The following is a 23,648-nucleotide window of genomic DNA, read 5'->3' as shown; positions in this document are numbered from 1 at the left end:
ATTATACGGTGACCCCATAAAAACATGGGGTGCATGCTTGAGCACATCGACCGGATTGAACTGAAAATAAAGATCAAACTTGAAGATTCTATTGAAAAAAATGGACAGTCTTGAAGACCCGACTCAATGAGGAGGCATTCAGAAAAACTAAATCAAGTTAATTCAAGAGCCAGCTTATTCGCTTAAAACGGAATTTGAGGAATTTTCCGGTCATTCTGATTCAGTAAACGTAGCAACTCCTGTTGCTGCTCTTCATTCAATGTTTGCTGAATCAGTTGCAAGATTGAAAGTGGCGTTACTTGTTCAAGTTCGGGGTCAATCAGTGTGATTTCTTCAGTATTCAAGGTTTCTTGACCCAGGCCTAAATTGGCATAGAGTTGATCAAATTGCGCTGGGACTGTATCAACTTGAACTGGATAGAGTTGTTTATCTTCAAGACACAAACATTGAAAATCTGCTGCCTGTTCCAGTAACTCAGGACGGTTACCAGTCACAATGATTTGCAGTTCAGGAAAGGCTTGATGCAGACGAGACAGAATGACTGCTGCCATTTCTTGATCCAGCTGATGATCAATCGCATCAATCAGTAGAATGCCACTGCCTTCCTTGCACGGAAACAGGCTTTTCGGATTGAGCAGACACAGGCGACGCACAATATCTCCAACTAAGGCAATCCAGTTGCGGATGCTATTCGGTAATTGCTGTAAAGTCTGGGTTTGTCCTTGGTAGCTCACCATCAGCTGCATTTTAGGTTGGTACTGCAAATAGAGATTGCTGACTTCAGGCAGAACGATCGACAAAGCTTCACGCAGGCTATTTAAACTCGGAGTATTCACCTGGATCTGGGCATGTTCAATATGTTTGACCAGTTCATCCATATTGTGTTTTTTATCCTGCTGCGAAGCGCGGCTCAGGATCTGCTCTAGAATCTGCGCACTTTGCGCATTTTCAATGTCGCTGATTTCCCGGAACCATTCAAAAAAACGGGTAAAAGTCGTGAAGGGAATAGCTGCAATTTCATAGGCATACACCGTCTGTAAAATCGCCGGATTGTTTTTACTGAGTAGATTGATTTCATTGACAAAACGCTCAGACGGATAATAGGCAATCAGCGGTAAGCCCAGTATTGGATCTTTGGCGAGGGCTTTCTGATACAACGTGACCATCGCTTCGAGTTGCGATGTATCTACCTTACTCAGTCCCACACCCTGACTATTTAAAGTTTTATAAAGCTGCCAGCTGCACTGCTGGGTAGCAGATTGCTGTTGATCGCTACTTTCTGCAAAAGAGCCAATTTCTTCAGGAAAACGGACCTGAATATTGATCTTGGATTGCAGACGATGTTGCATGATGTCCTGATCCAGCATCACCATACCGGCAGTACGCAGGTCACGATAGCGCGCAGCGAACCAGGTCAGTGCCTGATAGGTGCTACGCAGCAGCGCCGTTTTACCCGAACCCTGATCACCGAGAATTAAGGTAACAGGCAATTTATGATATTTAAATTCAAGCTGGATATCAGAAAAATGCAGGGTATGTTTGAGTTGTATGGATTCGACTTGCATAGACCACCTGTATCGTGATGCCTACATCCATGCCGTACTAGCCTGCTGCCTGCCGTAATGATAGAGGCATTTTAATTTTTAGCTGCTGAATCAGGTCATAAATGTGGTGAATATTTAAGCTTACTTTAGCACGTGTACAGGCCACGTAAAGCAGTCTTAACTCTTCATCACTAATCTTGTGATCTTTTTCATTTAATTTAAACTGGTAGTCATCTTCAATATGGACCCGGTCCCATTCCAGTCCTTTGGCTTTGTGGGCGGTGGAGATGATGTAGTCGGCCTGTCCGATTGGCGTGATCTTGGCCAGCGCAGTTTTCAGCGGATCAGTACCATGCTCATCAACCAGTTTCACCAAAGGTTTAATGTCACTGCCTTCATTGGTCTCGCAATATTCATGTACATCATGCCAGGAGTTAAACCAAGCCAGTTCAGGTACATCCACCACGCGTTTGCCCTGTTTCAGCATGGCAGCCGCTTCGACAAAACGGTTCAGCTTGACATGATCGGCCTGCAAACTGACCTTTTCACCACGCACAAGTCCAGCAAGCAGCAGTTCCATGGCTCGGGCATTGGTACGGCATAAAATCGCATCACGCATTTTGGTATGTGGTTTATTCACTACTTTAGAGTTCAGATGCGGATTACCGAGTAAGGGCACGGTTTCATTCAAGGCTCCCAAAATTGCATTGGCATTCAGGGCAATTTCAGGACCAAAACGGAATGAGGTAGTTAGGCGGGATTCTGGTAATGGCAGTTGCTGCATGGCATTGACTGCACCACGCCAGGCATAAATCTGCTGGTGCGCATCCCCGACATAAATCACCTGGGTGCTGCGCTGTTTTAGCAAAATGCCCAGCATCAGGGGATCAGCATCTTGAGCTTCATCAAACAGTACATAATCCGTTGGAATATTCGGTTCTGACAATGCCCAGAGTTTCAGATAAATATCATGTCCGATTCCGGCCTGATGATTCGGATCAATCGATTCCAGCCAGCGACGCTCAACCGCAGGATAGAGTTTCTTTTGCAGGGCTTCGACATCGTCCGGATGTAACCAGCTTGGTGCCTGAATATGCCGTGGAGCAGGGTATTGAGAACTGGTTGAACAGAAATAACCGACCGCATTCGCAACCAGGCTGGCCAAACGCGAAGGCATCATGACATATTTTTCATAACGGCCACCCATCATGCGGCGCAAGGTCATCGGCTCAAGGCGATATTCCTTGGCAATGAAGCTTGGACTGAGGCGGGGCAGGCGCAGTTTATCCGTGACTCCACGTGGAACACTGCGATAGGCCAATGAGTGGAAAGTCCGGCAGTCCACACCACGATGGAACTTATTTTGTGCTTCCGCAGCAATGGATTTGTTAAATGCCAGATACATGCCACGCCGCTGCGGCATGGCATCGCTGATCATTTGTAAAGTTGTGGTTTTACCTGTGCCGGCATAGGCAATCACTTTAAAAGATTTGCCCAGACGAGCGTTATCAATGGCAGTCGCCTGCTCATAGGTCGCGGTCGGTTTAATTGGCTCAGACACAGGTAAATTCAAACTTAGTGTGAACGGTTGGCTTTTTCAACCAGACCAGATAAGCCCTGACGACGTGCCAGTTCATTTAAAACCAGTTGTGGATCAAGGTCGAAATAGCCCAGCATCACGATGGTATGGAACCACAGATCTGCCACTTCATAGATCAGGTCATTTTTATTGTCTTCGGTTGCTTCAGTTTTAAAGTCTTTGGCAGCAATTACGGTTTCAAAGCTTTCTTCACCGACTTTTTCCAGAATTTTATTTAAGCCTTTGTAATAGAGTTTGGCAACATAAGATGAATCGGGATCAGCCTGCTTACGTTCGGCCATCATCTGACCCAGATAAGACAAGACCTCAACCTGTTCTGATTGGGCATTAGAAGCATTCATCGCCATGGTATGCGGGTTAGTGGATTTTTCAACATAGATCGCTGCAGGATCTTTGATTTGTGCATCGACAATTTCCCAGCCATTCGGCGTCAGTTTGCGATAGAAACAAGATTCACGACCAGTATGACAGGCAATTCCACCATGCTGTTCGATTTGCAGCACAATCACGTCAGCATCACAGTCCAGACGGATTTCATGCACTGTCTGGAAATGACCAGATTCTTCGCCCTTATGCCATAACTTGCTGCGGGAACGAGAGAAATACACGGCCTGATTTTTTTCAGCTGTCAGTGCCAGTGCTTCCCGGTTCATCCACGCCACCATCAATACACGACCGGTTTGATGATGCTGGGCAATGGCAGGTACAAGTCCTTGTTCGTTAAATTTTACTTCATCGAGCCATTGCAGGTTATTCATAAGGGTGTCCATCTGTTGAATCAATATCTAAATGTTTAATACATGCGGATCAAATATCCGTCCGATAGTGTACGTGATCTGAGATCATTTGCGGCAAAAATCTGCATCTGAAATGACAGGATCTGTCGTGATAACTCAGGGTATCTTGATTGTTAGCCGATCAAAATAATAAAGCCGCCAGCAGGCGGCTTGGTTCAAATTGCATTTTCGCCTGAACTTACCAGTGCTCACCCGGGAAGATACGTGCATATGCTTTCTGTACCCAGTTCAGCTTCTGTGGCTGACCTACAGAGGCAGATGAACTTGGGAACAGGTTGTAGCCGATTGACATCAGTTTATTGTTAATGTCTGGTGCAATTGCATAAGTAATTGAAGCTAGACGGCCCAAACCGGTAGCAACTTTTTTCGGTCGTTTCACAATTGCATGTGCAATCAGATCAGATGCTTCTTCAGGAGAAAGCGTCGGAACATATTTATAGATCTTAGTTGGTGCAATCATTGGCGTACGTACCAATGGCATATAGATAGAAGTAATTGCGATCTTATGTGAATTGACTTCTGCAGACAGACAGCGACTAAATGCATCCAAGGCTGCTTTCGATGCCACATAAGCAGAGAAGCGGGTCGCATTTGCCAATACCCCAATCGAACTGATGTTGATGATGTGACCCTGACGACGAATCATCATATGTGGCAGGATGTTCATCACCAGACGCACAGCACCGAAATAGTTTAGCTGCATGGTACGTTCAAAATCGTGGAAGCGGTCTACAGATTCATGTACCGCACGACGGATCGAGCGACCGGCATTGTTAATCAGAATATCAATGTGATCAACAGAAGCCAGAATCTGTTTGGATACTTCATCAATGGCGTCCAGATTATTCAGGTCACACGGAAAAACTGTTGCCATGCCGCCTTTTGCTTCAATTTCTTCTTTTACCTGGTCCAGAGTCTCTTTGGTACGTGCTACTAGCAGGACATGTGCACCTGCATCTGCCAGACGGTGTGCTGCTGTCAGGCCAATGCCGCTGGATGCACCCGTAATGAGGATGGTTTTGCCTTGAACTCGTTTCAGTAGATGTTTCTGTAGTCTGGATTTCACGTTTGTTATTCCTGAAATATGCTGTAGGTTTACGTTTTTTCTTATTTGGTTTGTACGTAGGTATGCACGAAAGTTCGTACACAATGAAGTCTGTATATGATAACGAATTATGCAGGAAAATCCAGAGATTAAGTTGTTGAAAATAAGAGAAATTTTAGAGTAATTGCTCTATTTTTAAACTACGTTTCAATTAATTTTTATTGTGATCTAACCATAAGATAAAGCTCATGAAAAGTAAAGCCAGATAAAAAAACTCCATCAGAAATGATGGAGTTTTTTGCTTTAAAAGAGGGCTTAAACGGCTGCGAGTGACTGTTCCAGATCAGCAATCAGGTCATCAATGTGTTCAATCCCGATAGAAAGACGAACCATATCTTCACTCACGCCAGCCGATTTAAGTTCTTCTGGATTAAGCTGGCGATGAGTCGTAGTGGCCGGATGGCAGGCCAGACTCTTGGCATCTCCAATATTGACCAGACGGGTGAACAGCTGCAGAGCATCAATAAAACGCGCACCGCCTTCACGACCGCCTTCTACCCCAAAGGTTAAGATTGCAGACGGTTTCCCTTTCACATATTTCTGTGCCAAAGCATGTTGAGGATGATCTTTCAGGCCAGCGTAATTGACCCATTTTACTTTCGGATGCTGCTGCAAATATTCCGCAACTTTAAGTGCATTTTCAGTATGACGTTCCATACGTAGACTTAAAGTTTCCAGGCCTTGCAAAATTAAAAATACATTTTGCGGGCTGATCGCAGCACCAGTATTACGTAATGGCACGACACGGGCACGGGCAATATAGGCTGCTTCACCCAAAGCTTCAACGTAGTTTACGCCATGATAGCTTGGGTCAGGTGTATTCAGGGCAGGGAAGCGTGCTGCATGTTTACCCCATGGAAACTTGCCGCTATCGACAATAATGCCGCCAATTGAATTACCATGCCCGCCAATATATTTGGTCAGCGAGTGCACCACGATATCTGCACCGAAATCAAAAGACTTCTGCAAGACAGGAGTTGCTACAGTGTTGTCGACAATCACGGGTACGCCGTATTCATGCGCAATCTTTGAAATCGCTTCCAAGTCGATAATGTTGCCGAGTGGGTTACCAATTGATTCCACAAAAACCAGTTTGGTTTTGTCGTCAATCAGACCACGCAGTGCTTCCGGGTTTTGATAGTCAAAGAAGCGGACTTCAATGCCTTGCTTTGGCAGGGTGTGTGCAAACAGGTTATAGGTGCCACCATATAAAGTAGATACTGAAGCAATATTATCCCCAGCTTCAGCAATGGTCTGAATCGCATAGGTAATCGCAGCCATACCGGATGCCAATGCCAGTGCGCCAATACCACCTTCTAGCGCAGCAATACGCTGTTCCAGTACCGCTGTGGTCGGATTCATGATACGGGTATAAATATTGCCTTGAACTTTCAGGTCAAACAGGTCTGCGCCATGCTGGGTATTGTCAAAGGCATAAGAGGTAGTCTGGTAAATTGGCACCGCAACAGCTTTGGTGGTTGGTTCCGGGCTATAACCTGCGTGAATTGCTAAAGTTTCTGCTTTATAAGTCATGATCGTTAGTCTTCTTTGTGTTTTGCTTTAATAAAGTTGCTCAAATATTAGCACTTGAAATATGAAGAAAAGTGCATATTTATTCAGATGAATATCTTAATTAACGATATAACATCAACAAAATAATGCAAGTTCAGGTACTAAAAATTCTGTTTGAAAAATAAACAGGATTAAACTTGTAACAAGGCATTAACTTCACCGGAATGGCTTATGTTTTGTAGACATTCTGCGTATAATAGCCGATTATTTTTTCGCTCATGATTGAGCAGGGGAAATTCATTTTTTCCCCATCTGGTTTTTCAATTGAGGAGTCCTACGTGGCCCAATATATTTATACGATGAACCGAGTATCCAAGATGGTTCCGCCGAAGCGCGAAATCCTCAAAGATATCTCCTTATCATTTTTCCCAGGCGCAAAAATTGGTGTGCTTGGTCTGAACGGTGCGGGTAAATCTACTTTGCTTCGTATTATGGCGGGCGTAGATAAAGATTTCTCTGGTGAAGCTCGTGCGCAACCGGGTATCAAAATCGGTTATCTGGAGCAAGAACCACCTTTGGATGAAACCAAAGACGTTCGTGGTAATGTTGAAGATGGCGTACGTGAAGCACTTGATGCTTTGGCACGTTTGGATGAAGTTTTCGCTGAATATGCAGCAGAAGATGCAGATTTCGATGCACTTGCAAAAGAGCAAGAAAAGCTAGAAGCGATTATTCAGACTTGGGATGCGCATAACCTGAATAACCAGCTTGAACAGGCTGCAGCTGCATTAAATTTGCCAGCTTGGGATGCTGATGTAACTAAATTGTCTGGTGGTGAGCGCCGTCGTGTTGCACTTTGCCGTCTGCTTCTGTCTAAACCAGACATGTTACTTCTAGACGAACCGACGAACCATTTGGATGCATCATCTGTATCCTGGTTAGAGCGTTTCTTGAAAGACTTCCCAGGTACCATCGTTGCGATTACGCATGACCGTTACTTCCTGGATAACGTAGCAGAGTGGATTCTTGAACTTGACCGTGGCATGGGCATTCCATACCAAGGCAACTACTCTTCTTGGTTAGAGCAGAAAAATGCCCGTTTAGAGCAGGAACAGAAGCAAGAAGAATCTTTTGCTAAAGCGCTTAAGAAAGAACTTGAATGGGTTCGTTCTAATGCAAAAGGTCAGCAAAAGAAAAACAAAGCACGTATGGAACGCTTTGAAGAGCTTAACTCGCGCGAATTCCAGCAACGTAATGAAACATCTGAAATTTACATTCCACCTGGTCCACGTCTAGGTAACAAGGTTGTAGAAGTTGAAGGTATCAGCAAATCGTTTGGTGATCGTACGCTCTATAAAGATTTATCGTTTGTTGTACCGCCTGCTGCGATTGTGGGTATCGTCGGTGAAAACGGTGCGGGTAAAACCACACTCTTCCGTATGATGACAGGCGAATTACAACCTGATACGGGTACAGTAACTTTAGGTGATTCAGTTAAAGTTGCTTATGTAGGTCAGATTCGTGACACCTTAGATAACAACAAAACTGTTTGGGAAGAAGTTTCTGGCGGTTTAGATATCTTACGTATTGGTGAATACGAAATCGCGTCTCGCGCGTATATCGGTCGCTTTAACTTTAAAGGCCAAGATCAGCAAAAACGTGTCGGTCAGTTGTCCGGTGGTGAGCGTAACCGTTTACAGCTTGCAAAAATCCTGCAAATGGGCGCTAACGTAATCTTACTCGATGAACCGTCAAACGACTTGGACATCGAAACTTTACGTGCACTGGAAGACGCGATTCTTGTCTTCCCGGGTACAGTGATGGTGATCTCGCATGACCGTTGGTTCCTTGACCGTATTGCAACGCACATCTTGTCATTCGAAGGTGAAACACCTGAATTCTTCACCGGTAACTATGCAGAATTCGAAGAATACCGTCGTAAACGCGATGGTGATGACCTTGTTGCGAAACGTCAGAAATACCGCAAAATTGGTGCTTAACTAAAGCGCAAAAAACCAGCCCTAGGGCTGGTTTTTTATCCTATATTCTTAAGTTCTTCAGCTTTCTATTTCTGATAAAAGTTGTGCAGCCTTACTATGATTTTGCTGTTTGGCTTTATCTAACCATAATCTGGCCTGTTCATCATTTTGATCTAAACCTAGTTTCCCATGCAAATAATACACGCCAAGTCGATATTGTGCTTCCATATGTCCTCTTAACCCTGCACTCAGGTAGTTCCAGACAGCATTGCGTTGATAGATGTGTTTTGGGGTTAGGCGTTGGCTAATCTCTGGTATAGCCTGTAGTTGTTGCAGGGTCATGCACAGTGACTCATATTGTAAAGCCTGCAAATAATAAGTATCTGCTTCACTTGGTTGCTCCTCAATGAATGGAATAGGTGGATCATTACAAGAAAATAGAAAATTTATAATTTTTTTAAGCATTTTTATTATTCCTTTATGCTGCATCCCTGCAATAAATTGGAATCCTTTTTTATGAGAATAAATTACACCAGTTTGTCTGATGATGTTTTTAAATTTTTAGATAATCCGATAAAACTAATCTAATGAAAGGCATAAAAAAGACTGCCGAAGCAGCCTTAAATATGAAAGAGAAAAATCAGATTTCCCATTCATGATTACATTCACGGCATTTCCATTTTTTCTGGCTTTGCATGAATGCCTGCATAGAGATTTTAAAGTCAGGCAAGTCTTTATAGAACAGAAAGCCTGCAATCAGACAGATCACGAATACAATTACTGTCGCAGTCTGTAGGGTAGTGCCTGCGCCGTCACCAAAAATCCACATACCAATACTGATGATCACCAGCAGAAGTAAGACAAATAGGGCAGGTACAAGAAGTACCAAGCTTTTTGGCACGACTGGACGTGCTGCTGGCTGACCTGGTTGTGCAAGCGGCATAATTTTAGGACTTTGACATTTCGGACAACGGTATTGCATTGCAACTCCAGAATTTTTCAATTTTGTCTATTTTAATCTTAATCATACAGAAAGCCAAAAGTGGCTCAAAGTTATCATAATAAATTTCAGACAATAAAAAACCCAAGTCGCAATGCTTGGGTTTTTTTATTAAGATCACCCTAATATATTATAGTGATCTTGAATATGGCGTCCCTACGGGGATTCGAACCCCGGTTACCGCCGTGAAAGGGCGATGTCCTAGGCCTCTAGACGATAGGGACAAATGAGGCAAATACACAAGTAAAGCAAGACTTTTGGTGGAGTCAAGGAGGATCGAACTCCTGACCTCTACAATGCCATTGTAGCGCTCTACCAACTGAGCTATGACCCCAGTCTGTGTGAGCGCTATATTATGGATATAACGTTCACACGTCAACTAAAAATTTAATTAAGCTTCATCAACTGCATCATTTTTCGGCAATTTTAAGCTTTCATTAAGTTTTTCCCAGACTTTCAGCTCTTTTTTGCTTGGACCACCGACAATTTCCAGGGCATGACGCAGACGGGCAAAGGTCAGGTCCGGTCCAATCGTCACCATGGTTTGCATCACTGGCGTAGATGCAGTTGAACCGGCAATGGCAATAAAGAAGGCTGGCATAAAGTCACGCAACTTGATGCCCATCTGATTGGCAAGATCCATCAGAGTTTGGCTGACCGTATCATTATTCCAGGTAAACAGGCTTTCCAGACGCCAAATTGCAAACTGCAAACTTTGACGTACCTGTTCTTCAGTCAGTTTTTTGCTTTCAAACTGTTCTTTAGACAGCGTAGGGAAATGGTTGAAATAATGCGCTGACCAGTTCACCGCTTCTGACAACAGGTTGATACGTGGTTGAATCGCAGCAGCAATTTCTTCTAATTTGGCACGATCAGCTTTCCAGGTCAGCAAGGTATCCAGAAGCTCAGCTGGAGAAAGTGCCTTAATCCACTGACCATTCAGCCAATTTAATTTTTCAACATCAAAGATCGGGCCGCCAAGAGAAACACGATTAATGTCAAAGTGTTCAATCATCTTAGTCAGTGTAAATTTTTCACGCTCATCTGGCATTGACCAGCCCATACGACCCAAGTAATTCAACAGGGCTTCTGGCAATACACCGATGTCTTTATAGTAGTTAATAGACGTCGGGTTTTTACGTTTAGACAGTTTTGATTTGTCCGGGTTACGCAGTAGTGGCATGTGGCACAGCACTGGCATATCCCAACCAAAGTATTTGTATAGCAATTGGTGTTTCGGTGCAGAAGGAATCCATTCTTCACCGCGAATCACATGGGTGATTTGCATCAGATGATCATCGACCACGTTTGCCAAATGATAAGTTGGCAGACCGTCTGTTTTTAACAGAATTTGCATGTCGACTTGCGCCCATGGAATTTCTACTTCACCACGCAACATATCATTGAAGGTACATATACCTTCAGTTGGCACTTTCATACGAATCACATGCGGTTCGCCAGCTGCCAGACGACGTGCGACTTCTTCTTTAGAGAGTTTCAAACCACGGCCATCGTAACGTGGTGATTCACCACGTGCCTGCTGTTCAGCACGCATTTCATCTAACTCTTGCGCAGTCGCAAAACAGTAGAAGGCATGACCTTTATCTACCAGCTCTTCAGCATATTTTTTATAGATGCTCATACGTTCTGACTGACGGTATGGCGCATGTGGACCACCAATATCCGGACCTTCAGACCAGTTCAGGCCTAACCAGCGCAAAGAATCCAGAATCATTTTCTCTGATTCAGGGGTAGAGCGCAGCTGATCAGTATCTTCAATACGAAGAATAAATTCACCGCCGTGCTGCTTGGCAAAGCACAGGTTAAACAAGGCAATATAGGCAGTTCCTACATGAGGAAAACCTGTAGGAGAAGGGGCAATACGAGTACGAACAGTCATAGTCGGATGGAATCTAAATATAAATTTCTGGCTATTATAACGAAAAAGCCACATCACTTAATGCTTAATTCAACATTGAATGATATGGCTTTAGATCAGAAGCAGTTTTAAATGTTGCGAGCTGTCAGCTGATAATTAGGAATTACTGCTAAAGAAAAAATTTTGCAGAAAACGAGTAAAACTCTGGTTTTGATCGGCAAAAAAGTTTTGTGATGGACGTACTTTAATTGCAGTTAAAACTTTCAGGTTTTCTTCAGGATGCAGAGATTTTTCAGTTTTTTGCTGCTGAATTGCTTTTACAATAGGAGATGACTTAGTCACTGTTACTGCTGGTTTAGAGGCAGCAGCTGTTAGTGCAGCCGGATTATTAACTAGCTCAGGGTGCGCAACAACAGCGTTGCTGAATTGTGCGGTAAATAAAATGGATAGGCTCAGGATGCCGGTCTTGAACGTTGCAAATTTCATGTCCAAACTCCCTCTCTTGTTGTGGTGCTGGATTTATAGTCTTAGGGTTTTTGTTGTGTTGAATACAATTCAATCACATTTAACCTCTAAAAAGTAGAACCAAGTCACAAAATTTACAAAAAAAATAAATATGACAATGGAAAATTGAGAAAAATCAGAGATCACCTCATAACGGCGCTATTTTTAGCACAGGACTATGAAGAGACTATGAAGATTATATCCTAAAGTAATCAATTGATAGGTGATAAGTATAAAAAATGCAGAGAATTGTCGTTTATAAGATATCTAAAAATAAGAAAAACTTTAAAATTATTATTATAAGCATATGATTGTTAAATATATTTCAAATTTATATAGTGTTTTTTAGATAAACAAAAGAGCTATTGTAATGAAAAAAATAATTGTATCTGCATTTTTCACAGTGCTTTCGGGGACAAGTACACAGCTGGCAATAGCCAAAGATTTCCTGAATGTTTCCTACGATCCAACCCGTGAGTTCTATCAGGACTATAATGAAGAATTCGGCAAATTCTGGAAACAAAAAACCGGACAAACGGTTAACTTTAAGCAGTCACATGGGGGTTCAGGTAAACAGGCCCGTTCCGTAGTGGATGGTTTACAGGCAGATGTCGTAACATTGGCACTGGCCAATGACATTGAAGAAATCGTCACTGCTGGTCTGATTCATAAAGGCTGGCAAAAAGAGTTTCCGAATAACTCAGCACCTTATACTTCGACTATTGTCTTCTTGGTGCGTAAGGGTAATCCAAAACAGATTAGAGACTGGAATGACCTAACCAAGCCAGGGGTCGAAATTATTACTCCAAATCCGAAAACCGGTGGCGCACCACGCTGGATTTATCTGTCTGCCTGGGGCTATGTGCTGAAACAGCCGGGTGGTAATGATATCCAGGCCAAAGAACTGGTGAAAAAATTATATGGCAATGTCAAAGTGCTGGATTCAGGTGCGCGTGGATCTTTAACCACTTTTGCTGAGCGTGGCATCGGTGACGTGTTGTTGTCTTGGGAAAATGAAGCCTTGCTGGCGACTCAAGGTTTAGGTAAAGACAAATACGAAATTGTTTATCCGTCTATCTCGATCTTGGCTGAACCATCGGTGGCGATTGTCGACAAAAGTGTCGCGAAAAATGGTAATGCCAATCTGGCTAAAGGTTATTTGAACTACTTGTATTCACCGAAGGGACAGGAACTGGCAGCGAAATATTATTTCCGTCCGCGTGACCAAAAAGCGGCTGCAAAGTATGCAAAACAGTTTCCAAAAATTCAAACCTTTACAATTGATAAAGTGTTTGGTGGTTGGGCCAAGGCACAGAGAACTCATTTCGTAAATGGTGCAATCTACGACCAGATTTCTGCTGAAAACCGCTAATTTGCCATGGTTTTCTAAATACTTGATAAGACGGCAAAACGGATAAATTGCTTATCCGTTTTTTTCATATCTAAAGAATAAAATGCTATAAAACCTGCATAGCTCTATATTGTTAAAATTTTTATTATATAAAACATGATATTAAAACAAAAAATAACAGAATATTACCCTGTATACACTTTGTTTGCTGAATTGCGAAAAATAACTTTATTTCATATAGTTATATGAATACAAGATAATCCTCCCGTGCTCTCATGAAAACTCAGTTAAAATCAATATTTAGCGCTGCCTTATTGGCAACAGGTTTGACATTTACCGCAACTGCCACGCAAGCAGCTGACCGTGATTTTTTAAATGTTTCCTATGATGCAACCCGCGAGTTCTATGACGAATTCAATAAATCTTTTGGTGCTTACTGGAAAAGCCGCACCGGTATTAATGTGAACTTTAAACAGTCGCATGGTGGTTCTGGTAAACAGGCACGTTCGGTTGTTGATGGTCTGAAAGGCGATGTTGTGACGCTGGCTTTAGCCAATGACATTGAAGAAATCGTAAAATCGGGCCAGATCAAAGCGGGTTGGCAAAAGGAATTCCCATATAACTCTGCACCGTATACCTCGACTATTGTATTTATGGTGCGTAAGGGTAACCCTAAAGGAATTAAAGACTGGAAAGATCTGACTAAACCAGGCGTGGAAATTATTACACCAAACCCGAAAACTGGTGGTCTGCCACGTTGGGTGTATTTGTCAGCTTGGGGTTATGCAGAAAAACAACCGGGTGGCAGCAAGGCGAAAGCTCAAGAGTTTGTGGGCAAGCTTTATAAAAACGTGAAAGTCATGGACTCAGCTGCACGTGCATCGATGACTACCTTTGCAGAGCGTAATATTGGTGATGTATTGCTGACCTGGGAAAATGAAGCTTTAGTGACGCAAAAAACACTGGGTAAAGACAAGTTTGATATTATCTACCCATCTCTGACGATTCTGACTGAACCTTCTGTGGCAATTGTGGATCGTACTGTCGAGAAAAATGGCAATAAATGGTTAGCAACAGGCTATATCAATTATTTATATTCTCCACTCGGTCAGGAAATGGCAGCGAAACATTATTACCGCCCACGTAATCAGGAAGTTCTAGCGAAATACTCGAAGCAGTTCCCGAAAATTAAAACTTTTACCATTGATGAAGTATTCGGTGGCTGGGCCAATGCACAGAAAACTCATTTCGTGAATGGGGCGCTCTTTGATCAGATTTATAACTCAAAACGTTAATCTGTTGATTTAAAATTTAATTCTATAAATAAAGAAGCTTCCTCCAAGGAAGCTTTTTTATCGTTTGAGTAAAAATAAAAACGGTTTTCTCTATGGAAAATAATATTTATCTACAAAAAGTCGTTTGGAGCTTTAGCTAAACAGAGTGATAATGTGCAGTTAAATTTTTCGCCCTATTGATTGAGTTTTTATGTCCCATATTTCTGTATTGCTTCACGAAACCGTTGATGCCCTGGTGGCTGATCGAAATACGGGAATTTATGTGGATGGAACTTTCGGCCGTGGTGGCCATACGCGTCTTTTATTATCTAAATTAGATGAAAATGCCCGTGTTTATGCCTTTGATAAAGACCCTCAGGCACTTGAAACAGCTGCGATCCTGGAACAGGAAGATCCTCGGTTTAAAATTATTCATGCCAGCTTTGCTGACCTTAAAGAAGCACTTGCTGAGCATGGTATAGAAAGCGTGGATGGGGTGATGGCGGATTTAGGCGTGTCATCTCCACAGCTGGATCAGGCTGAACGTGGCTTTAGCTTTATGAAAGATGGTCCGCTGGATATGCGTATGGATAATTCACAAGGCCCGACCGCAGCTGAGTGGCTGGTGAATATTGAAGAAGAAGCTTTGGCCAATATCATTTTCCAGTATGGCGAAGAGCGATATAGCCGCCGGATTGCCAAAGCGATCAAGGCTGCCGGATATATTGATACGACAGCCAAGCTGGCAGAAATTGTCAAAGTGGCACACCCGAAATGGGAAAAAAATAAACATGCGGCAACCCGAACTTTCCAGGCGATTCGTATTGCTATTAATAAAGAATTAGAAGATATTGAAGTTTTCCTGCCACAAGCCGTTGAAGTACTTAAACCTCATGGCCGTTTGGCGGTTATTAGTTTCCATTCATTGGAAGACCGTTTAATTAAACAATTTATTCAAAAAGAATCTACCTTAGAGGAAGACTCGGGCTGGGGGATGCCGCAACAACGCAAGGATACACGTCGACTGAAAAAAGTATCCCGTATCAAGGCAAGTGATGAGGAAGTGAAAGCCAATCCTCGTTCACGTAGTGCATGGCTCCGAGTTGCAGAACGTTTAGCTTAATAGGCAAATAATGAAAACTGAAGTGGTCGAAAGGAAGTTGAATCAGTCAGGGATGAAGAAAGCCATTACTTACGGCATTCTGTTGATGATGGTTTTCATCAGTGCTGTATTTGTGGTATTTCAAGTCTTTGAATATCGTCAGGATTACCGAAAACTGAGCAGCTATCTGCGTGAGCGTGATGATCTCAATGCGGAGTGGGGGCGTTTGCTGATCGAGCAGCAGACCTTTGGTGCAACCGCCCAGATCGGAACACGTGCCGTGACCCAGCTCAGAATGTATTCTCCTCCTGTTTCACAGACCGTGGTGATTTCATTGCCACAAACTTCAGATGTAAAAAAATAAGGCTAGCGCTCAGACATGGTAGACAAGAAAACCAAGCAAGTGGCACGTAAAAAACAGTCCGTGACGACAAAAAATGCTTTAAGCGTTGATATTAGCCGTTTTTATATTATGTGGGCCGTGGTACTGCTGTGCTTTCTGGCTTTGATCGGGCGCGCTTTCTATGTACAGGTGATTAATAAAGAATTCCTGCAGAATAAGGCCAATGCCAAGATTTTAAGAACCGACAAAATTAAAGCCATGCGTGGTGTGATTTATGACCGTAATGGCGTACCACTGGCGATCAGTACTCCAATTATGCGGGTAGTGATTGACCCACGTGATTATTTTGATAATAAAAAACTCTATGATGAAACGATTCAGGCTTTGGAAAAGGATCCGAATAATCGCAAGCTGAAACGTCAGTTACCGGATAAAAACCTGAACCTGGATGAACTGGCTGATGCGGTGGGTATGGATCGTGCCGACCTGCGCCAGAAGATGGAAGCGCGTCCGCGTTCCCGTTATCTGATTCTGAAAAAAGAAGTTCCGCCTCAACAGGCTGAGCTGATTATGCAGCGTAATTTCCAGGGTGTATACACCGAGAAAAACTATAAGCGTTACTATCCGCAGCCACAACCGAACTCACAGATTATTGGCTTGACCAATAGTGAGAGCGTGGGGATTGAAGGCCTGGAAATGCAGCTGGATACCCGTCTGTCAGGTGTAGACGGCGAGCAGCAGATAGTACGTGATAAGAAGGGAAACCGCGTTAAAGACCCTGAAATTATTAAAGAAGTTGAAGCAGGAGAAAACATCACGCTTAGCATCGATTCACGATTGCAGTACATTATGTATCGTGAACTGACTGCAGCAGGTGTTGCAAATAATGCCCGTTCTGCAACCGCAATCGCGGTGGATGTGAAGACTGGTGAAATTCTGGCGATGACTTCATGGCCAGCTTATAACCCGAATGATAAAAACGGATTATTGAACAAAGATGCGATGCGTAACCGCGGTGCGGTCGACTCTTTCGAGCCAGGTTCAACCATGAAGCCGCTGACTGTAGCGATGGCGCTGGAAAGTGGTAAATATACAGCCAATTCAGTGGTGAATACGACCCCGGGGAGTATGCGGGTCGGGAATCACACAATCCGGGATACCCACAATTATGGGCAATTAACCTTGGGTGGTATTATCCAGAAATCCTCTAACGTTGGTGTCGCCAAACTGGCGTTATCACTGCCTTATGAAACCTTGCCGACTTTCTATAAACGCCTTGGTTTTGGTCAGCGTTCTGCCGTGAAATTCCCGGGTGAAAGTGCCGGTCTGATTCTACCACCTAGTAAATGGAACGTGTCTGAAGTGGCGACTATGTCTTATGGTTATGGTCTGAATGCGACGGTGCTACAACTGGCTGATGCCTATGCCATGCTGGCTAACAAGGGCGTAAAAGTCCCGCTAAGCCTGTACAAGTTAGAAGAACAGCCGAAAGGCGAGCAGATGATTGATCCGAAAATTGCAGACCAGGTTCTGCTGATGATGGAAACTGCAACCTTGCCAGGGGGTACCGCTACTCGTGCGACAGTGCCAGGTTATCGGGTTGCAGGTAAAACAGGGACTGCGCATAAATTGCGTGCTGACCGTAAAGGTTATTCGACCAATGAATACCGTGCTTTATTTGCCGGCGTAGCACCGGTGAGTGATCCGCGTATTGCCATGGTGGTGGTGGTAGAAAACCCGCAAGGCACCTACTATGGTGGTACGGTATCTGCGCCAGTCTTTGCGCGTGTAATGCAAGAGTCTTTACGCTTGCTGAATGTCCCATTGGACAAACCTTTAGAATCTCCCCAAGTCCAGTAAACAGGTGATCAATGTCGATAACATTTCAAGATCTCTACGCCGTTCAAGATAGTGCTGAATGGATGCGACAATCCTTTCAGGGCTTTGAGCTGGACAGCCGAAAAGTAAAATTAGGGCAAATTTTTATTGCCCTGACCAGTCTGTCTCAACCTGAGAAAACTGTGGAATATGCGAAAAAAGCGCTATCTCTAGGAGCACTGGCAGTCATTTCTGAACAGGATCTCGGAAACTCTCCTGCATTAGTCGTGACAAATGTACGGCATCTAATGGGGGGGTGGCAGAAACGTTATCTGCAAGCGACCCAGCCAGTACAGGCTGCAAGTATTCTGGCCGTGACTGGAACCAATGGAAAAACCACCATTTCTCGCTTGGTCGCAGAACTCTTGATGCTGCAAGGCAAACCTTGTGCGGTGATGGGCACCACGGGCAATGGAATTTTGCCAAATCTGGAAGCCTCTTCGCATACCACACTGGATGCGCTGCAATTGCAAAATGCCCTACATGGTTATGCGCAAGCGGGCGCAGAATTTGCTTCGATTGAAGCCAGTTCGCATGGTCTTGAACAAGGCCGCTTAAATGGCTGTGATATTGAAATTGCAGCTTATAGCAACCTGAGCCGTGACCATCTGGATTATCACGGTACGCTGGAAGCTTATGCTGAGGCCAAGTCACGTTTATTCAAATTTGAATCTCTGAAAGTTGCGATCATTAATCTGGATGACGCACATGCTCAGGTGATGATTGAGGCGGCTCAGGCTAATCTAGCGCAGCCGAAAATTTTGACTTATTCATTGTCGCAAGCTGCTGACTATCAGGTACAGGATATTCAATACCGGATTTCTGGTGCAGAATTTAAACTGATCACTGCGCAGGGTACATTCACCGTACACAGTCCACTCTTGGGTCATTTCAATGTTGAAAACCTAGTGGCGAGTCTGGTTGTTGCAGAACAGGCTGGTTTTGATTTAGCAAATTTGATTGAGACTGTGCCTAATCTAAAAGGCGCACCGGGTCGTATGCAGGTACTGCGTGATGGTGAGCGCTTGTTTGTAGTGGATTATGCCCATACGCCAGATGCTTTGACGCAGGTATTGGTGACTTTAAAACGCCATGTCAATAACAAGCTCTGGGCGGTATTTGGCTGTGGTGGTGACCGTGATCGTGGTAAACGTCCATTGATGACACAAGCGGCTCTCAATGGTTCGGATATTGCGATTTTAACCTCTGACAATCCGCGTACTGAAAACCCGGAACAGATTTTCGCGGATATGAAGCAAGGTATCGATTTCGCTGGTAAAACTTATCAGGAAATTCATGACCGCCGTGAAGCGATCAAGTTTGTAGTGAAACATGCGCAAGCGGGTGATATTGTCGTGATTGCAGGCAAAGGGCATGAAAATTATCAGGAAATCGATGGCGTTCGCCATTGGTTTGATGATGTTGTCGAAGTACAGGCGGCCATTGATGCGCAGCACTGTAACTCTGATTCAGCATATCCAGCGCAGTAATAGGACGAATTTATGCATACTTCAACTACCAGTACTGTGCCTTTGGTACCTTGGACTGCAGCACAATTACAACAGGCGACTCAAGGTTACTGGCTGAATGACAAGCAGCCTGAAGGCGAAATTAAACGTATCCTGATGGATTCTCGTGATGCTGAAGCTGGTGATGCTTTTCTGGCTTTGAAAGGTGAACGCTTTGATGCACACGATTTCGTAGCACAAGTGGCGGCAAACGGTTGCCAGATTGCCATTGTCGATCATCCGGTTGATGCTGAAATCTGCCAATTGGTTGTGGACGATACCCGTCAGGCGCTGGGTCGTCTAGGCGCTTTCCGCCGTCAGCAAAATCCACAACTCAAAGTCATTGCCCTGACTGGCAGTAGCGGTAAGACCACTACCAAGGAAATGCTGGGTAGTATCTTGTCTCGTCTGGCACCAACTTTGGTGACGCGCGGTAACCTGAATAATGATCTCGGTGTGCCTGTGATGTTGCTGGAGCTGCGCCCAGAGCATCAATATGCAGTGATGGAGCTGGGGGCCAGCCATCAGGGTGAAATTGACTATACTGCTGGTCTGGTACAGCCGCACGTGGCCGGTATTATTAACATCGGGACTGCACATCTGGGCGAATTTGGCGGCCGTGATGGGATTTGCCGTGCCAAGTCAGAAATTTATTCGCATATTTCTGAAACCTCTATTATTCCTGCAGCGGATGATTATGCCGAGCAGATCCGAGCTGCTGTGAAAACCGAAAAGACCTTAAGTTTTGGTCAGGGTGGAGAGGTCTACGCAACTGAAGTGGAATTACATCCGCAGTCTGCAAGCTTTATCTTGAATACACCTCAAGGTAATAAAACAGTAAACCTGCCATTTGCTGGTGAGCATAATGTGCAGAATGCAACTGCTGCTGCGGCCTTATCTTTAGCCCTTGGTATCAGCCTGGATGATATTGTGGCTGGCCTGGAAGAGGCAGTAGGTGCCAAAGGTCGTCTGAACTTCATCAAGCACAAAGAATTTTTGTTTATTGATGATACCTACAATGCCAACCCAAACTCGATGCGTGCTGCCGCTGACGTTTTAGCACAGCAGGAAGGTATCCGTGTCATGGTAATGGGTGATATTGGCGAACTAGGTGCGTCAGCTGCGATTGAGCATTATAAGCTGGGTCGCGATCTGGTTTCAGTAAAAGGCCTGAACTTTGTGGTGGCAGTCGGTGAATTTGCACCTGCCGCACAAGAAGGTGCGCGTAGTACACAATATGGTAAGAAAATGCAAGCTTTCCTGAATCAGGAGCAGGCATTACCGTTTTTAATTCGTTTGATTGAAACACATCAACCTCAGCCGATGTCATTCCTGTTTAAAGGGTCGCGTTTTACCCATATGGAAACATTGATGGCTGCATTGATGGAGAAACTCTAAATGCTGTTATGGCTATTTGAACAACTGGCGGGCTATGACAGCACGTTTCAGGTGGTTCGTTATTTAACATTACGTGCTTTACTCAGTGTCTTGACGGCATTGACCATTGGTTTGGTGCTGGGTCCTGTGATGATTCGCAAGTTACAGGCATTGAAATACGGCCAAGCGGTAAGCTCATTTGCACCGGAAAACCATGCTAAAAAAATGGGTACACCCACCATGGGTGGGGTTCTGATTCTGCTATCAATTGGTATTTCGACCTTACTCTGGGCAGATTTATCGAACCCATACGTGTGGATTGTACTTGCAGTGATGGTGATTTTTGGTGCCGTCGGCTGGGCAGATGACTGGATCAAGATCCGTTATAAGGATAATGCCGGTTTGCCTGCACGCAAGAAGTTTTTCTGGACCTCTGTAGGTTCAATTGGTGCCGGTATTGCGCTTTATGTGATTGCACAGCAACAACCGAATCCGGTCGTGACAGCCAACATGCTGGATGTGCTGATTCCATTCTTTAAGGATCACACGATTCCACTCTCAATTATTCCACTCGGTATTGGTTTTATTATCTTTACTTATTTCGTGATTAATGGCGCATCGAATGCCGTTAACCTGACGGATGGTCTGGATGGTCTGGCGATCATGCCGATCGTACTGGTGGCTGCTGGTCTAGGTGTTTTTGCTTATCTTGCGGGTGATGTACGTTTTGCGAACTACCTGCATATTCCATATGTAAAATATTCATCTGAGCTGGTGGTGATCTGTGCCGCGATGATTGGTGCGGGTCTGGCATTCCTTTGGTACAACGCCCATCCTGCCCAGGTATTTATGGGTGATGTAGGAGCTTTATCATTAGGTGCGATGCTGGGTACGATTGCTGTCATGGTTCGTCAGGAAATCGTATTTGCGATTATGGCCGGTGTGTTTCTGGTAGAGGCGATTTCGGTTTTCCTGCAAATTGGTTCATTAAGAATGCGCAATAAACGCGTATTCCTGATGGCACCATTGCATCATCACTATGAAAAGAAAGGCTGGCGTGAAACTCAAGTGGTGATCCGTTTCTGGATTATTACGATTATGCTGGTAGTTTTGGGTCTAATGACCTTAAAATTACGCTAAGAAATGCATTTGAAAAAGTCGGCGCATGCCGGCTTTTTTGTTTTGGAGAAACTATAAAATGAACCTACTCATGTGTCCGGTATGTCGTGAGCAGTTACGTCTAAATGAACGGACCTGGCGCTGTGACAATCAGCATAGCTATGATGTCGCAAAGCAAGGCTATGTGAATCTGCATGTGGTTCAGCATAAACACAGTAAAAATCCCGGTGATACACCTGAATCAGTACAGGCGCGTCGTGCATTTTTAAGTGCAGGTCACTATGCTCCTTTGCAACAAGCAGTGGTACAAAAGATTCGTGAACTGCGTATTGAAAATCTGCTGGATATTGGCTGTGGAGAAGGGTATTACACTGATGCCATGCAACAGGAAGTACTGCAGTGTGTAGGCGTGGATATTGCCAAAAATGCGATTCAGGTAGCAGCAAAGCTGAATAAAGAGATTACTTGGGTAGTAGGTACAGGCGCAACTTTGCCTGTATTAGATGAATCAATAGATCTATGTACCAGCCTGTTTAGCCCGATTCCGAAACAGGAAATTCTGCGTGTACTCAAGCCGAAATCTTATTTAATGGTTGTGACTCCTGCACCACAGCATTTGTATGCCATGCGAGAAGCACTATTTGAAGAAGTGAAACCACACGAGCCACAAAAGTTTGTCGAGCAGTTGCAAGATGCATTTGATTTAGTGAGTGAACAGATTGTTGAAGCGCCTATGAATTTGCCACAAGCAGACTTAAAAAACCTGATTGCTATGACTCCGTACGCTTATAAGGCTAAGCCGGAACGCCGTCTGGCCCTTGAACAGCAGGAGCAATTTGAATTGATGGCACAATACCAGATTTATCTTTTTCAAAAGAAATAATACTGATTATTATCTAAACAATATAAAGCCCTCAATTGAGGGCTTTATATTTGACTGCTTAATCGGGAAAGTTACTGAACCTGTTCAATCAGACTATCAAGAGAATCAGCTTTCTTTGGCTGCAATGGTTGTTCCTGCGTTGCTGGTGTTTCACCAGGTACAGTCAATTCTTCCCCCGGTAGATCTTCAAAATCATTTTGCTCACGTCTAGGTATAACGACTGGAGCTGGACGATACAGTGGAGTGGCCATTGGTGGAGAAGAGTGGTCTTCCTGTACTTCTTCTAAATCCTGATTGATGACTTTAGTACGATTAACTGGGGCTTTGGCTTTACGATCCAGACGCACCCAGGATTCTGGTGTACCTTTTAGCGCATTGGCCATAAAGTCGGTCCAGATTGGCAGGGCAGCTACACCGCCATACTCACGGCGACCTAAAGTTGTTGGCTGGTCAAAGCCGACCCAAGCTACTGTTACTAGCTTGCCATTAAAGCCAGCAAACCAGGCATCCTTGGCATCGTTAGTAGTACCTGTCTTCCCCCCCAGGTCACTACGCCCAATACGTAAAGCTGCACGGCCAGTACCATGCTGGATTACATCACGTAAAATATTAGCCATTTCGTAGGCAGAGCTGGATTTAAGAATACGCTGTGCCTGACGGTAATTGCTATGTTCAGCCGAAACTTTCGGTGCTACTGCTTTTGTTTCCAGTGAGCGGTTATTCATTTCGATCACTTCATCATCTGGCGTCACCACGTCAGCAGATGCAATCGTTTGTTCTTCCTGATTAATACAGGAAATGCAGGCATATTCAGGTTTTGCTTCAAAAATCATCTTGCCATAAGCATCTTCAATACGGCTGATGAAATGCGGCTGAATTCGATAACCACCATT

At 44.2% G+C, this 23,648-nt stretch carries 20 protein-coding genes and 2 tRNA genes; 10 read left to right on the top strand and 12 right to left on the bottom strand.

What is annotated here, in order from left to right; all coding sequences use genetic code 11:
• Nucleotides 1–182: 182 nt before the first annotated feature.
• The 5 genes from B3D47_RS12445 to B3D47_RS12425 form a co-directional block, all read right to left on the bottom strand.
• Nucleotides 183–1,565, bottom strand: coding sequence for an AAA family ATPase (locus tag B3D47_RS12445; RefSeq protein WP_286862279.1), 1,383 nt, complete (start codon nucleotides 1,563–1,565; stop codon nucleotides 183–185).
• Between the two features lie 37 nt (nucleotides 1,566–1,602).
• Nucleotides 1,603–3,105 carry a UvrD-helicase domain-containing protein gene (locus B3D47_RS12440; RefSeq protein ID WP_163169067.1) on the bottom strand — a complete coding sequence of 501 codons (1,503 nt, stop codon included), beginning with the start codon at nucleotides 3,103–3,105 and terminating at the stop codon, nucleotides 1,603–1,605.
• A gap of 14 nt (nucleotides 3,106–3,119) precedes the next feature.
• A complete protein-coding gene (gene hisIE, locus B3D47_RS12435; protein WP_286862276.1) occupies nucleotides 3,120–3,902 on the bottom strand; it encodes a bifunctional phosphoribosyl-AMP cyclohydrolase/phosphoribosyl-ATP diphosphatase HisIE in 783 nt (260 codons plus the stop codon).
• A gap of 217 nt (nucleotides 3,903–4,119) precedes the next feature.
• Nucleotides 4,120–5,007: an SDR family NAD(P)-dependent oxidoreductase gene (locus B3D47_RS12430; RefSeq protein ID WP_004810045.1), complete on the bottom strand. Its 888-nt coding sequence runs from the start codon at nucleotides 5,005–5,007 to the stop codon at nucleotides 4,120–4,122.
• Between the two features lie 294 nt (nucleotides 5,008–5,301).
• Nucleotides 5,302–6,579: an O-acetylhomoserine aminocarboxypropyltransferase/cysteine synthase family protein gene (locus B3D47_RS12425; RefSeq protein WP_004896295.1), complete on the bottom strand. Its 1,278-nt coding sequence runs from the start codon at nucleotides 6,577–6,579 to the stop codon at nucleotides 5,302–5,304.
• Between the two features lie 317 nt (nucleotides 6,580–6,896).
• Here B3D47_RS12425 and ettA point away from each other — a divergent pair, with 317 nt between their 5' ends.
• Nucleotides 6,897–8,558 carry an energy-dependent translational throttle protein EttA gene (gene ettA / locus B3D47_RS12420; protein ID WP_004810042.1) on the top strand — a complete coding sequence of 554 codons (1,662 nt, stop codon included), beginning with the start codon at nucleotides 6,897–6,899 and terminating at the stop codon, nucleotides 8,556–8,558.
• Nucleotides 8,559–8,615: 57 nt separating this feature from the next.
• On the opposite strand, the gene B3D47_RS12415 is transcribed toward ettA, so the two are convergent.
• The 6 genes from B3D47_RS12415 to B3D47_RS12390 form a co-directional block, all read right to left on the bottom strand.
• Nucleotides 8,616–9,002 carry a sel1 repeat family protein gene (locus B3D47_RS12415; protein ID WP_262467380.1) on the bottom strand — a complete coding sequence of 129 codons (387 nt, stop codon included), beginning with the start codon at nucleotides 9,000–9,002 and terminating at the stop codon, nucleotides 8,616–8,618.
• Between the two features lie 175 nt (nucleotides 9,003–9,177).
• Entirely contained in the window at nucleotides 9,178–9,519 is a 342-nt protein-coding gene (locus tag B3D47_RS12410; protein ID WP_111810621.1) for a hypothetical protein, read from the bottom strand.
• 166 nt (nucleotides 9,520–9,685) lie between these two features.
• Nucleotides 9,686–9,761: transfer RNA gene (locus B3D47_RS12405), tRNA-Glu, on the bottom strand.
• A 34-nt stretch (nucleotides 9,762–9,795) separates the two neighbouring features.
• A tRNA-Ala gene (locus B3D47_RS12400) sits at nucleotides 9,796–9,871 on the bottom strand.
• A gap of 57 nt (nucleotides 9,872–9,928) precedes the next feature.
• Nucleotides 9,929–11,437, bottom strand: coding sequence for a glutamate--tRNA ligase (gltX, locus tag B3D47_RS12395; RefSeq protein WP_286862273.1), 1,509 nt, complete (start codon nucleotides 11,435–11,437; stop codon nucleotides 9,929–9,931).
• Nucleotides 11,438–11,572: 135 nt separating this feature from the next.
• Nucleotides 11,573–11,902, bottom strand: a complete 330-nt coding sequence (locus B3D47_RS12390) for a hypothetical protein (protein ID WP_004810034.1) — start codon at nucleotides 11,900–11,902, stop codon at nucleotides 11,573–11,575.
• A gap of 388 nt (nucleotides 11,903–12,290) precedes the next feature.
• On the opposite strand from B3D47_RS12390, the gene B3D47_RS12385 reads away from it, so the two are divergent.
• The 9 genes from B3D47_RS12385 (at nucleotide 12,291) to B3D47_RS12345 (ending at nucleotide 22,755) form a co-directional block, all read left to right on the top strand.
• Nucleotides 12,291–13,292, top strand: a complete 1,002-nt coding sequence (locus tag B3D47_RS12385) for a sulfate ABC transporter substrate-binding protein (RefSeq protein WP_286862271.1) — start codon at nucleotides 12,291–12,293, stop codon at nucleotides 13,290–13,292.
• Between the two features lie 254 nt (nucleotides 13,293–13,546).
• Complete coding sequence (locus B3D47_RS12380) at nucleotides 13,547–14,566, top strand: sulfate ABC transporter substrate-binding protein (RefSeq protein WP_005223477.1); 1,020 nt, start codon at nucleotides 13,547–13,549, stop codon at nucleotides 14,564–14,566.
• Between the two features lie 190 nt (nucleotides 14,567–14,756).
• Nucleotides 14,757–15,668, top strand: coding sequence for a 16S rRNA (cytosine(1402)-N(4))-methyltransferase RsmH (rsmH, locus tag B3D47_RS12375; protein ID WP_004896284.1), 912 nt, complete (start codon nucleotides 14,757–14,759; stop codon nucleotides 15,666–15,668).
• Nucleotides 15,669–15,678: 10 nt separating this feature from the next.
• On the top strand, nucleotides 15,679–16,011 hold the full coding sequence (ftsL, locus tag B3D47_RS12370; RefSeq protein WP_004810026.1) for a cell division protein FtsL: 333 nt from the start codon (nucleotides 15,679–15,681) through the stop codon (nucleotides 16,009–16,011).
• A gap of 15 nt (nucleotides 16,012–16,026) precedes the next feature.
• Complete coding sequence (ftsI, locus tag B3D47_RS12365) at nucleotides 16,027–17,850, top strand: penicillin-binding protein PBP3 (protein ID WP_286862268.1); 1,824 nt, start codon at nucleotides 16,027–16,029, stop codon at nucleotides 17,848–17,850.
• An 11-nt stretch (nucleotides 17,851–17,861) separates the two neighbouring features.
• Complete coding sequence (locus tag B3D47_RS12360; RefSeq protein WP_286862266.1) at nucleotides 17,862–19,358, top strand: UDP-N-acetylmuramoyl-L-alanyl-D-glutamate--2,6-diaminopimelate ligase; 1,497 nt, start codon at nucleotides 17,862–17,864, stop codon at nucleotides 19,356–19,358.
• 12 nt (nucleotides 19,359–19,370) lie between these two features.
• On the top strand, nucleotides 19,371–20,774 hold the full coding sequence (locus tag B3D47_RS12355) for a UDP-N-acetylmuramoyl-tripeptide--D-alanyl-D-alanine ligase (RefSeq protein ID WP_048881756.1): 1,404 nt from the start codon (nucleotides 19,371–19,373) through the stop codon (nucleotides 20,772–20,774).
• The gene (gene mraY / locus B3D47_RS12350) at nucleotides 20,775–21,893 is read left to right on the top strand and encodes a phospho-N-acetylmuramoyl-pentapeptide-transferase (protein ID WP_180184961.1); all 1,119 of its coding nucleotides are present in this window, start codon (nucleotides 20,775–20,777) and stop codon (nucleotides 21,891–21,893) included.
• Nucleotides 21,894–21,951: 58 nt separating this feature from the next.
• Entirely contained in the window at nucleotides 21,952–22,755 is an 804-nt protein-coding gene (locus B3D47_RS12345) for a putative RNA methyltransferase (RefSeq protein ID WP_103800495.1), read from the top strand.
• Between the two features lie 71 nt (nucleotides 22,756–22,826).
• On the opposite strand, the gene B3D47_RS12340 is transcribed toward B3D47_RS12345, so the two are convergent.
• A partial coding sequence (locus B3D47_RS12340; RefSeq protein ID WP_349679241.1) for a penicillin-binding transpeptidase domain-containing protein occupies nucleotides 22,827–23,648 on the bottom strand: 822 nt, incomplete at its 5' end.

The sequence above is a fragment of the Acinetobacter sp. UBA3461 genome, from assembly GCF_002381195.1.
In the GTDB taxonomy this organism is placed as follows: Bacteria; Pseudomonadota; Gammaproteobacteria; order Pseudomonadales; family Moraxellaceae; genus Acinetobacter; species Acinetobacter schindleri.
The sequence above is the reverse complement of the archived record's forward strand: the minus strand, read 5'-3'. Positions and strand labels throughout refer to the sequence as shown.

Excerpts from the sequence above, each read along its gene's own strand:
- ftsI (WP_286862268.1), top strand. The coding sequence starts at position 16,027 with ATGGTAGACAAGAAAACCAAGCAAGTGGCACGTAAAAAACAGTCCGTG.
- B3D47_RS12445 (WP_286862279.1), bottom strand. The coding sequence starts at position 1,565 with ATGCAAGTCGAATCCATACAACTCAAACATACCCTGCATTTTTCTGAT.
- hisIE (WP_286862276.1), bottom strand. The coding sequence starts at position 3,902 with ATGAATAACCTGCAATGGCTCGATGAAGTAAAATTTAACGAACAAGGA.
- B3D47_RS12425 (WP_004896295.1), bottom strand. The coding sequence starts at position 6,579 with ATGACTTATAAAGCAGAAACTTTAGCAATTCACGCAGGTTATAGCCCG.
- B3D47_RS12415 (WP_262467380.1), bottom strand. The coding sequence starts at position 9,002 with ATGCTTAAAAAAATTATAAATTTTCTATTTTCTTGTAATGATCCACCT.
- B3D47_RS12355 (WP_048881756.1), top strand. The coding sequence starts at position 19,371 with ATGCATACTTCAACTACCAGTACTGTGCCTTTGGTACCTTGGACTGCA.
- ftsL (WP_004810026.1), top strand. The coding sequence starts at position 15,679 with ATGAAAACTGAAGTGGTCGAAAGGAAGTTGAATCAGTCAGGGATGAAG.
- B3D47_RS12380 (WP_005223477.1), top strand. The coding sequence starts at position 13,547 with ATGAAAACTCAGTTAAAATCAATATTTAGCGCTGCCTTATTGGCAACA.
- B3D47_RS12345 (WP_103800495.1), top strand. The coding sequence starts at position 21,952 with ATGAACCTACTCATGTGTCCGGTATGTCGTGAGCAGTTACGTCTAAAT.
- B3D47_RS12390 (WP_004810034.1), bottom strand. The coding sequence starts at position 11,902 with ATGAAATTTGCAACGTTCAAGACCGGCATCCTGAGCCTATCCATTTTA.
- mraY (WP_180184961.1), top strand. The coding sequence starts at position 20,775 with ATGCTGTTATGGCTATTTGAACAACTGGCGGGCTATGACAGCACGTTT.
- rsmH (WP_004896284.1), top strand. The coding sequence starts at position 14,757 with ATGTCCCATATTTCTGTATTGCTTCACGAAACCGTTGATGCCCTGGTG.
- gltX (WP_286862273.1), bottom strand. The coding sequence starts at position 11,437 with ATGACTGTTCGTACTCGTATTGCCCCTTCTCCTACAGGTTTTCCTCAT.
- B3D47_RS12410 (WP_111810621.1), bottom strand. The coding sequence starts at position 9,519 with ATGCAATACCGTTGTCCGAAATGTCAAAGTCCTAAAATTATGCCGCTT.
- B3D47_RS12360 (WP_286862266.1), top strand. The coding sequence starts at position 17,862 with ATGTCGATAACATTTCAAGATCTCTACGCCGTTCAAGATAGTGCTGAA.
- B3D47_RS12385 (WP_286862271.1), top strand. The coding sequence starts at position 12,291 with ATGAAAAAAATAATTGTATCTGCATTTTTCACAGTGCTTTCGGGGACA.